Annotated in this window: 14 protein-coding genes; 4 read left to right on the forward strand and 10 right to left on the reverse strand. The window is 26.5% G+C overall.

Annotation, left to right across the window (positions count from 1 at the left end):
* Positions 1-4 precede the first annotated feature (4 nt).
* A complete protein-coding gene (locus AC0B4N_RS03315) occupies positions 5-1,300 on the forward strand; it encodes a CNNM domain-containing protein (RefSeq protein WP_465102436.1) in 1,296 nt (431 codons plus the stop codon).
* Between the two features lie 24 nt (positions 1,301-1,324).
* On the opposite strand, the gene AC0B4N_RS03320 is transcribed toward AC0B4N_RS03315, so the two are convergent.
* The 3 genes from AC0B4N_RS03320 to AC0B4N_RS03330 all read right to left on the reverse strand — a co-directional run bounded on the left by AC0B4N_RS03320 (position 1,325) and on the right by AC0B4N_RS03330 (position 5,684).
* The gene (locus AC0B4N_RS03320) at positions 1,325-3,751 is read right to left on the reverse strand and encodes an MAG1360 family OppF-related protein (protein ID WP_465102437.1); all 2,427 of its coding nucleotides are present in this window, start codon (positions 3,749-3,751) and stop codon (positions 1,325-1,327) included.
* A gap of 3 nt (positions 3,752-3,754) precedes the next feature.
* Positions 3,755-4,756 carry an ECF transporter S component gene (locus tag AC0B4N_RS03325; RefSeq protein ID WP_465102438.1) on the reverse strand — a complete coding sequence of 334 codons (1,002 nt, stop codon included), beginning with the start codon at positions 4,754-4,756 and terminating at the stop codon, positions 3,755-3,757.
* 247 nt (positions 4,757-5,003) lie between these two features.
* Entirely contained in the window at positions 5,004-5,684 is a 681-nt protein-coding gene (locus AC0B4N_RS03330; RefSeq protein WP_465102439.1) for an IS30 family transposase, read from the reverse strand.
* Positions 5,685-5,909: 225 nt separating this feature from the next.
* Between AC0B4N_RS03330 and AC0B4N_RS03335 the strand changes: the two genes are divergently transcribed.
* A complete protein-coding gene (locus tag AC0B4N_RS03335) occupies positions 5,910-7,094 on the forward strand; it encodes an IS30 family transposase (RefSeq protein WP_465102283.1) in 1,185 nt (394 codons plus the stop codon).
* 154 nt (positions 7,095-7,248) lie between these two features.
* On the opposite strand, the gene AC0B4N_RS03340 is transcribed toward AC0B4N_RS03335, so the two are convergent.
* A complete protein-coding gene (locus AC0B4N_RS03340; protein WP_465102440.1) occupies positions 7,249-7,689 on the reverse strand; it encodes a hypothetical protein in 441 nt (146 codons plus the stop codon).
* Between the two features lie 797 nt (positions 7,690-8,486).
* Between AC0B4N_RS03340 and AC0B4N_RS03345 the strand changes: the two genes are divergently transcribed.
* Entirely contained in the window at positions 8,487-9,671 is a 1,185-nt protein-coding gene (locus tag AC0B4N_RS03345) for an IS30 family transposase (protein ID WP_465102118.1), read from the forward strand.
* A 239-nt stretch (positions 9,672-9,910) separates the two neighbouring features.
* On the opposite strand, the gene AC0B4N_RS03350 is transcribed toward AC0B4N_RS03345, so the two are convergent.
* From AC0B4N_RS03350 to AC0B4N_RS03375, 6 genes are all read right to left on the reverse strand, one after another.
* Positions 9,911-10,294, reverse strand: coding sequence for a hypothetical protein (locus tag AC0B4N_RS03350; RefSeq protein WP_465102441.1), 384 nt, complete (start codon positions 10,292-10,294; stop codon positions 9,911-9,913).
* 428 nt (positions 10,295-10,722) lie between these two features.
* Positions 10,723-11,412 (reverse strand): IS3 family transposase, encoded by a 690-nt coding sequence (locus AC0B4N_RS03355; protein WP_465102442.1) that lies wholly within the window; start codon positions 11,410-11,412, stop codon positions 10,723-10,725.
* Positions 11,413-11,421: 9 nt separating this feature from the next.
* Positions 11,422-12,603: an IS3 family transposase gene (locus AC0B4N_RS03360; protein WP_465101581.1), complete on the reverse strand. Its 1,182-nt coding sequence runs from the start codon at positions 12,601-12,603 to the stop codon at positions 11,422-11,424.
* A gap of 88 nt (positions 12,604-12,691) precedes the next feature.
* The gene (locus AC0B4N_RS03365) at positions 12,692-12,880 is read right to left on the reverse strand and encodes an IS3 family transposase (protein ID WP_465102443.1); all 189 of its coding nucleotides are present in this window, start codon (positions 12,878-12,880) and stop codon (positions 12,692-12,694) included.
* Positions 12,881-13,017: 137 nt separating this feature from the next.
* Positions 13,018-13,428 (reverse strand): transposase, encoded by a 411-nt coding sequence (locus AC0B4N_RS03370; protein WP_465102444.1) that lies wholly within the window; start codon positions 13,426-13,428, stop codon positions 13,018-13,020.
* Positions 13,429-13,440: 12 nt separating this feature from the next.
* Entirely contained in the window at positions 13,441-13,749 is a 309-nt protein-coding gene (locus tag AC0B4N_RS03375) for a hypothetical protein (RefSeq protein ID WP_465102445.1), read from the reverse strand.
* A gap of 101 nt (positions 13,750-13,850) precedes the next feature.
* On the opposite strand from AC0B4N_RS03375, the gene AC0B4N_RS03380 reads away from it, so the two are divergent.
* On the forward strand, positions 13,851-15,032 hold the full coding sequence (locus AC0B4N_RS03380; RefSeq protein WP_465101581.1) for an IS3 family transposase: 1,182 nt from the start codon (positions 13,851-13,853) through the stop codon (positions 15,030-15,032).
* The last annotated feature ends 1 nt before the right edge of the window (position 15,033 follow it).

Below are 15,033 nucleotides of genomic sequence, written 5' to 3' on the forward strand. Positions count from 1 at the left end.
AATCATGGACATATACTCGAGGTATGCCTCAACTCAACAAGCAACATCAACTTTAACCAGCCAACCTACCTTAAATATTCCACTTTTTGTGAGTATTATCGTTGGGCTATTACTCTTATTTTTATTAAGTGCAATTTATAGTGGTTGTGAAACAGCGTATTCATCATTATCTGCGGTTAAAATTCACGAAATGAAAGAAAATAATGAAAAATCATCTAAACTTATCGAAAAACACCATAAAAGATTTAACCGCATTTTAACAACTATCTTAATAGCCAATAATTTAGTTAATGTAGCTTCTGCCACTTTAACGTCTTATATGCTAGGATTATTACTTACTAATGAAACAAGCCGGTTAATTATCTCAATTTGTTTAGTAACTCCTTTGTTGGTTTTATTTGGCGAAATTACTCCCAAATTGATTGCAAAGAAAAATCCCAAAAAATACTTACAATTTTTTAGTTGGTATATTGATGTTAACTTTTGAATTTTTTGAATTCTTACTTGGCCTTTTTCAAAACTAACAACAAGGGTTTATGTAACTAATTCTGAAGAAGATCTAAAAAGTATTATTAACTTAGCCCAAGAAGAAGGAGTTCTGCAAGCAGGCGAAAGCATGTTAGCACAAAAAGCCTTAGACTTAGATTCAACTAAGGTGTCTTCTCACTATATAAAACTAAAAGATGTTACATCTATTAGTTTTAGATCATCTGTGAAAGAAGCTCATGAGATTTTCAAAGAAACAAATTATTCACGTTTGCCTGTTATGCATGGTGGTCAATTAATTGGTATTTTATTATTAAAAGACATTTTTCACTTGCAACGTGGGAAAATTATGAATTATATTAAAAGAGTACCGAATATATCAGCTAATTCAATTTTATCAAGCGCACTAGAAAAAATGCGTGCCGAACGTGCCCAAATGGCATTTGTAGTTGAAAATAATTCTTCATCAAATATTATTGGTATTATTACCATTGAAGATATTATTGAAGAAATAGTAGGTGAAATATATGATGAATATGACGATGATCATAAAATCTATGAAATATCATTAGAACGTGCACGAATTAAAGAAGACGTTAAAATGAGCGAAGTTTTTAAACAATTAGAAATTGATGAAGACTTACTTAACGAAAATGAATTAGACATGTATTTATACCAGTGATTGACTAATAAAATTAATAAACCAAAACTATATAAAAATTCTCGTTTTGTCTTAGATGAAACGATAGCTTTTAAGGTAATAGAAAGTCAAAGCAAACAAAAAACCCCTGTTATCGAAATAACAAAATTATAAAATTCGGTTTTAAAACCGAATTTTTTAATAATTTAAGTCATTAATAAAAATGTTAAAATTATCATTTCTATCTTTAATTAACCATGCCCAATAATCTTTCAATAAATCTCGGTTGTTTTCTAAGTAATATAAACTTGGCATATTTTCTATTTCATCAATTGAAAAATCTAGTTCTATAACAGCATTATATAATTCAGAATCTTGAACATCATCTTCAGATCCTTCTTGCATATTTACAGTTTTTAATGTTCACAAAATAAAGTTAGATCAATTAATAAAAATATAATGATATTCATTATTAGTTATTCTAAAAAAACTAAAATTAATAAAATTAGCTTTGGAATAATTATCTTGTGAATAATCTATATGATTACTAATAATTAAACTTTTCACAGTTGGATTAATTGGATTAGCAAGAATATTTTGGGTATATCCAAGTTCTAACAGGGTATAGTCATTAAAAACATAAATTTCTGAGTAATATTTAGTTAAATATTTAAAATCATGAGATATAAAAACATAATTAAAATTATAAACTTTTGCAAGGTTTATTAAGATGTTTTGGATTTGATCCTTATAATCATTATTTTCGCTTATCATAAGATCATTAATAAATATGAATTTAGGTTTTTTTAATGCTTGAAATCCTAAATTTAATTTAAATAAATTTAAGGTTGGTAATAAATTACAATCAATAAAATAATCAGATAAATTTAATCCAAGTGACCTATAAACTTCAATAAATTTTAAAATTGAAAAATATAATTCTTTAAATGTATAATTAGCTTTATATTTAGAAAGTATAAAATTAGCAATTTTATCAAAAAAGTAAAAACTAAAGTTAACAATGTGATTTAAATATCTCTTAGATTTAATTTTATCTAACAAGTTACTTTGTTTTTGATCAAGTTTTAAAGCAAAAGCAAGTTTAGATACATATTTGTAAAATCTATTAGTGAGATTTTGAAAACTTTTTAAATTTTTTAAAATACGTACTAATTTTAGTTCGCGTGCTTCTAATTTTTTTTTGAATAATTCTAATGCTTTACGCTGTTCCCATACTAATTGAGCATTCTTAGTTTTTATTTGTTCAGCTAAATGTAAAATATGATTATTATCTTTATCTTTATATTTTTTTTGTTTTACTAAAAACGAGTTTTGAGCTTGTTTTTTATATTTTTCTAATTTTTGAATAATATTATTAATCTTATTTTTATTATTTAAAGAGATATTATAAAATTTGGTAAAGTTAATATTAAGTTCATACCTAATACTCTTTTTTAATAATTTAATTTGTTTATAAAAATTAAATTTGTTTGAACTAGGAATAAATGGAATTTTTTCAAAGAATGAATTAAGTTCTTCATTAACTAGATTATCTAAATCAAAAATTAAATCCTCTTCTAAATATTCAAAATGTGATTTATTTTTAGTTCAAAAATTTATAATATTATTTGTTAAATATTTATTTTTATATAAATCAAATTTTGCTTGAAAATTATTATTATTTGTGTTTTTAAGATAATTTCTAATAATTCTTAATTTTTCTTTTTGCTTTTTAATAATAGTACTAATAAACTTTTGGTTTTTAATTTTAAGAGCTAAGTGATATTTTTTAATAGTTTTAAGTTCTTGATCAAGAGCTTTTATTTTAAAATCATTATACACATGGAGTAAGGTTTTATTATGAATTTTTCTAATGTAAAAAATGTCTTTGGTATATTTCAATATTTTTAGCTCTTGGAAAAATAATTCATTATTTTCTAAATCATGAAGCAATTTTTGTGAACTAAGATTTAACTCTCTAAAAAATTCAATAAATAAATTTGTTAGTTCTTCTTCATAATTCTTAATTCAAGCAAAAGCATCCTTAAGCATTAAATCAATATTTAAAGATGCTTTATTTTTATAATTATATCTTTCAATAAATAAATCTAGTAAACGTTTAAATTCTTTCCCTGTAGCTTGCAATTGATTAGCAAAAAAGTATATTTTAGGAAATAAATAATTTTTAGTATTTAAGGAATATTTTGTATCAAAAATATTTTTGCTTTTGTTAGCAAGTTCTTGCTTTGTGATTTTAATACATTGTTTTCAAAATAAATAAAACGAGTTTTTAGTTGTTTGTTGTAAAGATAAATTATTTAAATCTAAGTAGGCAAGGTGTTTATAATGATCTTTATGGCTTTGGTAAGTTTGTAAGTCATGGTCATATGAATATAAAAAAATATTTGATTTTTGATCTTTGGTTAAAAGCTTTTTTAATTTATCAAAAGTCAAATTTTTATTTTGGGATGGAATTAAAAACCCTGTAGCTTTTTTATCTAAATAAATTTCAGGAATATAAATATCATGTTCTAAATTTTTATCTTGAAATTTAGAAATTCAAAATTTACTTTTTTTGGGTTTAGCAAAGATATTTGAAATAATTAATAAATTTTTATCTTGCATTGTTTATTTATATGATAATTCAGAATTTTTGTTAATTAATCCACTAATAATTAAATATGCAAAATAAATTACAAAAATATTGAAATAAATTTTAATTGGGCTGAGTAGAACATGTTGAGTTAATCAAACAAACACATCTTCTTTGTTAGATCCACCAAATGAATATAAGTCAGCATATGATAAAATTGGTAAATTTGCTAATTCCAAAATAGCACTAAAAGAAATGATTGGTAATAAAACATTGTAAAACTTTGGTTTAAATTTAAATCTACCAAAGATTACAAAAACTACCATTGTTAACGAACCAAACGACATTAAAGCAAGTAAAATATTTTTATCCTTAATAAATGAACGATCAATAACACGTTGCGGCGAATAAAATACAATTGATAAGACAATTCCTAATGATAAAATTAAAAAAGCAAGCGAAACAAATAAATTCACATTCATTAAAGTTTTTTGACTTTTATTATTAATAATATTCTGAATCTTTTGGTCATATTTTAAAATTAATAAAGAATATTTATTAATTTTATCTTGGTCATTATCTAAAACTGCTTTTTGGTATTTTACTCCAAGCAAGTTAATTTTTTTATTTAATTTATCTTTAGCATAATTAGATTCAAAAGCCTCTTTTAAAAAGTATAAGAAGTAAACACTAAAAACTCCCGGAATAAATCCATTAACGCCAGCAGCTACTGTATAGAGTAAATTATAACCCACGGGGGGGACAAATAAGATCGATAAAAAATCACTAATTAACCCAACGAATAATCCTGTCCAAGGTCCAAAAATAAATCCGGTTATTTTTATTGGTAAACTAATAAAACCAATCTTAAAAGAAGGAATAATGACAAATGGCATAATTTGTACAACCACAATCGAAAAACTTACCGATATTGCAATTAAAATTGAAACAAAGGCCATTTTTTTTAAGGTTCACCTTGGAAAAAATGATATGTCATTTAAATTAAATTTCAAGATTTTATTAGACACTTTTTTCATGCTCATATTATACCATTTTGTTGTAAAAATTTATGTTAGTATTAATAGCTAAATTAAATTGTTTTTTGGAAAAGTCACTTGCGAGATGTTAACAAAATAATTGTCTTTTAATTTTAACATAATTTTTAGATAAAAAAATGTATGCGAAAACAGAAAACACGGCAGTGTTTTCTCGTCGGTTTTGCTTACTTTTGCCAAAAGTAAGGCCCCTTTGATTGCAATCAAAGGCGCGGGATTAAAAAAAATTTTAGGTTATCTTATATTGCCGTACAACTTGTCGATAGTTATTTATTTTTTCCATCATATAATCAATTTCTTGCTGAGAGTATTTATCTAAGCTTTTTCCTTTGGGAATGTAATACCTAATTAAGCGGTGCATATTTTCTATTGAACCTTTTTGTCATGAACTATATGGTTGGCATTTAAATAGTCTTTCAGTTGGAATAACCTGGTGCAATAAGACATTTTCACTACCATTATCAACTGTTAAAGTTTTAATGTCTAAGTTATGTTTCTTGATTAGTTTGAGAAGAGTTTGTTTTGTAGCTTTGGAGTTGCGTTTTGAGAGCATAGCATAAGACATTCTGGTTTGCCGTTCAATTATGGTCACAATACAATATGTATCATTGATTTTACCAATAACGGTGTCTAATTCAAAATGGCCGTGTTCAGAGCGATCATTAATATAAGCTGGACGTTTTGAAATTTCTGTAGCATATTTTAATGTTTTAGGTTTGGTTTGTTTTTTCTTCCTTATGCCATATTTGCCTTCAGATTTTTTAACAATGTGGTCAAATTCAAGGAAATAAGGGTATTTTTTGATTATTTTATAAATTGTACTAGGTGAAGGAGCAAATTCATCAGGGGATAATTTTTTAAAAGAATTCACAAGATAGGTAACTGATTTCTTAACTTCTTTTTGCTGCAAATTCTTTTTATTTCTATTTTTATTGTATGTATTAAGCTCACTATACCAATATTTTCTGTAGGCCTTTCATTTCTCTTTAATTGCATCACTTACAAAAAAGAGTCGCGAATATTAATTGGAAATGTCACATGCAAGTTTTTTGCATGTGACATTGTTTTTGTCTGCCTTGTAATAAAATAGTTGTATTGATAATTTTTCAAAAAATAAAGGAGACCTTAAAATTATATGAAAAATTTAGAAAAATATATTTGTGTTTTTGACAAATATCGAAAAGAAAATAAATATCAACATTTTAAAATCGAAGAGAATTACAACACTATCTTGAAAATGCAAGGAGCTCTTGGGACACAACGAAAATTAAGATCAGATCAAATCGATCTAGAACAACTTTATAATATTTTACAAGAACTTTCTGAAGGCTTCTCAATCCAAGAAGTAGCTAAGATTTTTGATAGAGACATTCGAAGTATAAAAAGTAAAATTAAAATTATTACAAATCGCAAACCACTTAGTTTAGATAAACAAAATCGCTATGTTTGTCCTAAGTGTTCAAAAAGAGTAATGTGGGTTAAAACCCTTAATTTTACTAAACTATACGAACATTTATTAGGTTATTCATTTTCGCGACTCTTTTTTGTAAGTGATACAATTAAAGAGAAATGAAAGGCCTACAGAAAATATTGGTATAGTGAGCTTAATACATACAATAAAAATAGAAATAAAAAGAATTTGCAGCAAAAAGAAGTTAAGAAATCAGTTACCTATCTTGTGAATTCTTTTAAAAAATTATCCCATGATGAATTTGCTCCTTCACCTAGTACAATTTATAAAATAATCAAAAAATACCCTTATTTCCTTGATTTTGACCATATTGTTAAAAAATCTGAAGGCAAATATGGCATAAGAAAGAAGAAGCAAACTAAACCTAAAACATTAAAATATGCTACAGAAATTTCGAAACGTCCAGCTTATATTAATGATCGCTCTGAACACGGCCATTTTGAATTAGACACCGTTATTGGTAAAATCAATGATACATATTGTATTGTGACCATAATTGAACGGCAAACCAGAATGTCTTATGCTATGCTCTCAAAACGTAACTCCAAAGCTATCAAACAAACTCTTCTAAAACTAATCAAGAAACATGACTTAGACATTAAAACTTTAACAGTTGATAATGGTAGTGAAAATGTCTTATTGCACCAGGTTATTCCAACTGAAAGATTATTTAAATGCCAACCATATAGTTCATGACAAAAAGGTTCAATAGAAAATATGCACCGCTTAATTAGGTATTACATTCCCAAAGGAAAAAGCTTAGATAAATACTCTCAGCAAGAAATTGATTATATGATGGAAAAAATAAATAACTATCGACAAGTTGTCCGGCAATATAAGATAACCTAAAATTTTTTTAATCCCCCGCCTTTGATTGCAATCAAAGGGGCCTTACTTTTGGCAAAAGTAAGCAAAACCGACGAGAAAACACTGCTGTGTTTTCTGTTTTCTCATACATTTTTTTATCTAAAAATTATGTTAAAATTAAAAGACAATTATTTTGTTAATATCTCGCGTGTGACTTTTCCAAAAAACAAAAGAGTCGCGAAAATGAATAACCTAATAAATGTTCGTATAGTTTAGTAAAATTAAGGGTTTTAACCCGCATTACTCTTTTTGAACACTTAGCACAAACATAGCGATTGTGTTTATCTAAACTAAGTGGTTTGCGATTTGTAATAATTTGGATTTTACTTTTTATACTTCGAATGTCTCTGTTAGAAATCTTAGCTACTTCTTGGATTGAGAAGCCTTCAGAAAGTTCTTGTAAAATATTAAAAAGTTGTTCTAGATCGATTTGATCTGATCGTAATTTTCGATGCGACTCAAGAGCTCCTTGCATTTTCAAGATAGTGTTGTAATTCTCTTCAATTTTAAAATGTTGATATTTATTTTCTTTTCGATATTTGTCAAAAACACAAATATATTTTTCTAAATTTTTCATATAATTTTAAGGTCTCCTTTCATTTTTTTAAAATTTATTAATACAACTATTTTATTACAAGGCAGACAAAAACAATGTCACATGCAAAAAAACTTGCATGTGACATTTCCAATTAATAAGCTAAATTAAATTAGTTTATTAATAGTTATCAAATGTGTAAAACACGAATATTTAGATATTATTATGATTTTTAAAATGAAAATTAACAATCTCAACTTGTTTTATATGTAAATTAAAAATCAATATATAGTTAAATATATTATTAAAACACTTTCTGATAAATATATATAATATCAAGCAGCAAATAAAATACTATTATTAAATTTGTAGAATAACTACTTTTTTGCACTACTTTTTTAATTTTTTGCCCAGACTGTTGGGGTTAATCTTTTTTTATTTTTTGATTTATATTATGGATTCCTTTGTTGCAATAAAAGATAACGAAAAAACAAAGAAAAAAAATTTTTTTTCTTCTTTGGCAACTAAATTGGAAAATTTATATATTTTTTGATGTTTTTACTGTCTAAAAAATCAAGACATAATTATGTATATCATTAAATTAACTACAAAATTTCAAAATGATGCAAAAAGATTTTTAACCCCCCCCTTTGATTGCAATCAAGGGGGCCTTACTTTTTAAAAAGTAAGCAAAACTTCCAGAAAACACGTGCCCGCGTTTTTATTAATTGGAAATGTCACATGCAAGTTTTTTGCATGTGACATTGTTTTTGTCTGCCTTGTAATAAAATAGTTGTATTAATAAATTTTAAAAAAATGAAAGGAGACTTTAAAATTATATGAAAAATTTAGAAAAATATATTTGTGTTTTTGACAAATATCAAAAAGAAAATAAATATCAACATTTTAAAATCGAAGAGAATCATAATACTATCTTGAAAATGCAAGGAGCTCTTGAGTCGCATCGAAAATTACGATCAGATCAAATCGATCTAGAACAACTTTATAATATTTTACAAGAACTTTCTGAAGGCTTCTCAATCCAAGAAGTAGCCAAGATTTTTGATAGAGACATTCGAAGTATAAAAAGCAAAATCCAAATTATTACAAATCGCAGACCACTTAGTTTAGATAAACAAAATCGCTATGTTTGTGCTAAGTGTTCAAAAAGAGTAATGTGGGTTAAAACCCTTAATTTTAGTAAACTATACGAACATTTATTAGGCTATTCATTTTCGCGACTCTTTTTTGTAAGTGATACAATTAAAGAGAAATGAAAGGCCTACAGAAAATATTGGTATAGTGAACTTAACACATACAATAAAAATAGAAATAAAAAGAACTTGCAGCAAAAAGAAGTTAAGAAATCAGTTACCTATCTTGTGAATTCTTTTAAAAAATTATCCCCTGATGAATTTGCTCCTTCACCTAGTTCAATTTATAAAATAATCAAAAAATACCCTTATTTCCTTGATTTTGACCATATTGTTAAAAAATCTGAAGGCAAATATGGCATAAGGAAGAAAAAACAAACCAAACCTAAAACATTAAAATATGCTACAGAAATTTCAAAACGTCCAGCTTATATTAATGATCGCTTGGAACATGGTCATTTTGAATTAGACACCGTTATTGGTAAAATCAATGATACATATTGTATTGTGACGATAATTGAACGGCAAACCAGAATGTCTTATGCTATGCTCTCAAAACGCAACTCCAAAGCTATCAAACAAACTCTTCTAAAACTAATCAAGAAACATAACTTAGACATTAAAACTTTAACAGTTGATAATGGTAGTGAAAATGTCTTATTGCACCAGGTTATTCCAACTGAAAGACTATTTAAATGCCAACCATATAGTTCATGACAAAAAGGTTCAATAGAAAATATGCACCGCTTAATTAGGTATTACATTCCCAAAGGAAAAAGCTTAGATAAATACTCTCAGCAAGAAATTGATTATATGATGGAAAAAATAAATAACTATCGGCAAGTTGTCCGGAAATATAAGATAACCTAAAATTTTTTTAATCCCCCGCCTTTGATTGCAATCAAAGGAGCCTTACTTTTGGCAAAAGTAAGCAAAACCGACGAGAAAACACTGCCGTGTTTTCTGTTTTCGCATACATTTTTTATGTAAAATTTATGTTAAAATTAAAACGCAATTATTTTGTTAATATCTCGCAAGTGACTTTTCCAAAAAACAGTGCCCGCGTTTTCTATTTTTATTATTCTCTTTTTTATTAAAAAATATTAAAATTAATATGCATCAATTTTTATTTCATCATTGATGCTTCTGTGTAATGTTCGAAGTATCTCTAAATACTCAGCCATAATCTTATTGGCTTCAAGGTTATTTCCTTGTGCATGCGCAGTGGCACTATTAAACTTTGAGATGTATAATTCAAGAGTTTTAAAAAATGAGTTTGTCTTCTTATGGATAAATGCTAGTTTTCCAACGGCAGGGATAGAATAGTCTAAACCTTTCTCAAGAGCTCACATTTCTGTAAAGCTTAGATATTTTCCATTAGGTTCTTTGGCAAAGTATTTTTTTCCATTATATTTAAAATACAAATTATCATCAGAAGAATGTACTAACACAACATCAGAATTATAAGGAAATATAATCCTTTTGTCATGCATATCGAAAGCTGCAAGGTTTTTACCTTGGTATCTAACAACACCATTTAAAACTTTTCTATTAATCTCTAAATCAACGGCTCAATTGCCGTTTTTCTTTCCTTCTTTTTGAAAGACATTATGTTTAGAAATTATTTTTTTATTCCTTGTGTTGTAATAATTTTGAAATACTTCGTTGTTTTGCTTTAAATCGTTAATATCTTTATATCCGTTTTCATGAATTAATAATGGGTATTGGTCTAATGATGTTCTAAAAGATCTCTCAGCGTGTGGTTTATGTTTGGGATTAGATGAACTGAGTACTTCTATTCCTTTTTTATTTAAATATTTTTCAAAAATTGTTTGTGTGTTTTCGTTTCCCCAAAAAGTTCTTCTTTTATCAGTATAAATTTTCTTTGGAAATATAGTGAACCCATAAAATTGGACTAAAATTAATTTAAGGATTGATGCCTATATCCTAAAGGTGTCAGTCCTTTTAATTTTGTGATAATTCGTTTTTTGTTGTAATAATTTATATACTTGCGCATCGCTTTTTCTAAGTCTTCTAGAGTTTTGAATTCTTTTTCATGACCATAAAACATTTCGTTTTTCATGGTTCCAAAAAATATTTCAATAACACAATTATCATAGCAATTTCCCTTTCGCGACATACTTTGTTTAATACCTCTTTTACTTAATTTGTCACGATATTGTTTCATTTGATATTGCCATCCCTGGTCAGAATGTAAAATTAAACCATTAAGATTTTTATACTTTTTAAAAGCTTTATTTAGCATTTGATTCACTTGTTCAAAATTAGGACTTTTTGAAATTGCGTATGAAACAACTTCGCGGTTATGTACATCTATAATTGGTGATAAATATCGTTTTCCACTTGCTATTTTGAATTCAGAAACATCAGTGCTTCAAGTTTGATTCAATTTTGTGGTTTTGAAATTTCGTTCGTAATAAGTATTATGATTCTTTTTGTCAACAATCCTTGTAAGGAGTAAGTTATTACAAATCTTCCCAATTTCACCTTTATATGATTTATATTTTGATTTTGGCTGTAAACCAAATAAATTAAGTAATTTCATCAATCTTTTAACCCTTTTATAAACATGGACAGCAAAATTTAACATTTTAGTTATTTATAATTCCATAGCAAATTGCTGTGGAGTTTTTCAGTTTAAGTTTGATTGAATTCGGTCATTGTTGTACCAAATTACATATTCTTGTATCATATCATTAAGTTCATTAAATGTTATTTTTGAATAATCTAAATCATTTAATAATTCAGTTTTAATGATTCCAAACCAATATTCAATTTCTCGATTATCAAGAGAATTTCCCACTCTTGATAACGAAATAATCCCACCAAGATTTTTAACTTCTTTAATATATTGATGATGTGTATATTGAAAGCCATGATCTGAGTGAATGATAAAGTTTTTGTATTTGTATTGCTTTAATGAATTTAAATTGTCTAAAACTAGTTCTAGATTATTACTTTTTGATAATTTAAAACCAACAATTTGTTTAGTTTTATGAGACAAAATTGCAGACAAATAAACGTGTGATTCTAACACATCTTTTGGCGCTTTTATATATGAAACATCAGTTGCATAAATATTTCGATTGTTTTGATCATTATAATCACGATTTACGAAGTTATCAATCTGAGTAGATAGATTTTTAATTTCTTTTCGTTTTGATTTTTGTCTAAGCTTACATTTTAGGCCTAAAAGGTTCATATATCTCCCTAATGAACGTTCGTTTATATCTATTTTGTATTTTTTAGATATGTAAACACTTAGTTTTAACCTTCCATATCTTGACTTTGTTTCTGCGAACGATTTTTCGATTACATCACTATATTTAGGGAGTTTTTGTGCAATTTTAATATTTTGAGTTTTAGAAATTGTTTGTCTAGAAATGCCAAAAACTTCTGCAAGCTTAACATAACTTATACTAAAACTTTTAGATTCAATAACTTTCTTACTTTTAGGTAATTCGTTGGTAATTTCATAATATCTTTTAGCTATTTGTAACAAATCATCACGATCAAAAATATCTCAATTTGGTTCTCTTTTCGTCTTAGGTTTGCCGCTTCCTTTTTTACGGCTTTCACCTTTCTTTGTCTGCAATAAGTCTTCCATACCTAAATTATAATACTTAATTATTTTATTAATTCTAACTTTTACACTATTTCTTTGTAAGTTTTTTGTTTCTGGTGATATTTGGTAAATAGCTTGGAAAGCACCTGGGAAACCTGATTTTTGATATTCTTCATATATTTTTGCAAATTCTTCTTTCTTTAAATGTCTTGACATAATTTATCCTTTCAAAAAAATTCTTCGTTGGTACCAACGAATGGTAACAGAAAAGCTAACATTTACATGTTAACTTTTCTGTCCGGCTTTATTTATGGTTAATAATATAACCTCTATTTCTTAGTTCTAAACAAATTCTTCGATATCCATAACGGGATTTATTCTCATTAAAAATATTCGTTATTACTTGTTTTAAATCAAAATCTTTATCATTTTTTGAAAAACTTTGAACAATATAAAAGTATGTTGACTTTGCTAATTGGAAAAAGTCTAGCATTAATCTTAATTTATATTTATGCCTTGATTCAAATATTACTTTTGCTTTTTCTTGTTTGGTTGCTCTGTCCTTTGTTGAACCAAGGCTCTCAATTTTTTTAAGAGGTCTACCTCCATTTCAAGCTGGGCATTTCTTTCTTAGAGTTCTTTAATTCTAGATAATGTTTTATCTTGTTTTGGGTTATTATTCTTTGGCATGGTCATTGGCATTTTACCTTTCTTTTTATTTATAAGACCATTATACCCAAATAATTTAAATTTTTTCATTCATGAATTAATTATTCCAGTATTAATTAATAGTTCTGCTTCCAAAGAGCGGATGGGTTTACCATTTAATACTTGCTTAACAATTTCTAATTTAAAGTTAGGACTGAAGTTTCGTCGTTTATTTTTTTCTGTAAATATGTGTAATCCGTGGAGGTTGTACAAATGCTTTATAAACTGAATTGTACGCATATTTACATTAAAAATTTCTGCAATTTGTTTGCTAGTCTTACCAGTTTTATATAGTTTTATAATCTTTAGTTTATCTTCTAATTTTAACTTCATAATAAAAACCCCCTAAGTTTTACCAATTGATTTGGTCCAACTTGTGGGGTTCACTATAAATCCATATTTCTTAAATACTATTTCTAACAGTCTTTGATATCCTAATGTTGTCTCTTGTTCTTCAAATCATGCTGCTAATAATGTTCCAGTGGCAACATCAATTGCATGATAAAGATAGAATGGTTTATTATTTTTTAAATATGGTTCAAGCTGAGCATCGATTTCAACAATTTCACCAAATTCTAAATTTTTCTTTAGACCCAAAACTTGTCTTTGTTTTTCATTTTGTTTAATTTGTTTATAATATTTTTTTAATAGCAATGTTGTCTCTTAAAGCCGGACAGAAAAGTTAACATGTAAATGTTAGCTTTTCTGTTACCATTCGTTGGTACCAACGAAGAATTTTTTTGAAAGGATAAATTATGTCAAGACATTTAAAGAAAGAAGAATTTGCAAAAATATATGAAGAATATCAAAAATCAGGTTTCCCAGGTGCTTTCCAAGCTATTTACCAAATATCACCAGAAACAAAAAACTTACAAAGAAATAGTGTAAAAGTTAGAATTAATAAAATAATTAAGTATTATAATTTAGGTATGGAAGACTTATTGCAGACAAAGAAAGGTGAAAGCCGTAAAAAAGGAAGCGGCAAACCTAAGACGAAAAGAGAACCAAATTGAGATATTTTTGATCGTGATGATTTGTTACAAATAGCTAAAAGATATTATGAAATTACCAACGAATTACCTAAAAGTAAGAAAGTTATTGAATCTAAAAGTTTTAGTATAAGTTATGTTAAGCTTGCAGAAGTTTTTGGCATTTCTAGACAAACAATTTCTAAAACTCAAAATATTAAAATTGCACAAAAACTCCCTAAATATAGTGATGTAATCGAAAAATCGTTCGCAGAAACAAAGTCAAGATATGGAAGGTTAAAACTAAGTGTTTACATATCTAAAAAATACAAAATAGATATAAACGAACGTTCATTAGGGAGATATATGAACCTTTTAGGCCTAAAATGTAAGCTTAGACAAAAATCAAAACGAAAAGAAATTAAAAATCTATCTACTCAGATTGATAACTTCGTAAATCGTGATTATAATGATCAAAACAATCGAAATATTTATGCAACTGATGTTTCATATATAAAAGCGCCAAAAGATGTGTTAGAATCACACGTTTATTTGTCTGCAATTTTGTCTCATAAAACTAAACAAATTGTTGGTTTTAAATTATCAAAAAGTAATAATCTAGAACTAGTTTTAGACAATTTAAATTCATTAAAGCAATACAAATACAAAAACTTTATCATTCACTCAGATCATGGCTTTCAATATACACATCATCAATATATTAAAGAAGTTAAAAATCTTGGTGGGATTATTTCGTTATCAAGAGTGGGAAATTCTCTTGATAATCGAGAAATTGAATATTGGTTTGGAATCATTAAAACTGAATTATTAAATGATTTAGATTATTCAAAAATAACATTTAATGAACTTAATGATATGATACAAGAATATGTAATTTGGTACAACAATGACCGAATTCAATCAAACTTAAACTGAAAAACTCCACAGCAATTTGCTATGGAATTATAAA

Source organism: Mycoplasma sp. 13536 (assembly GCF_055523495.1).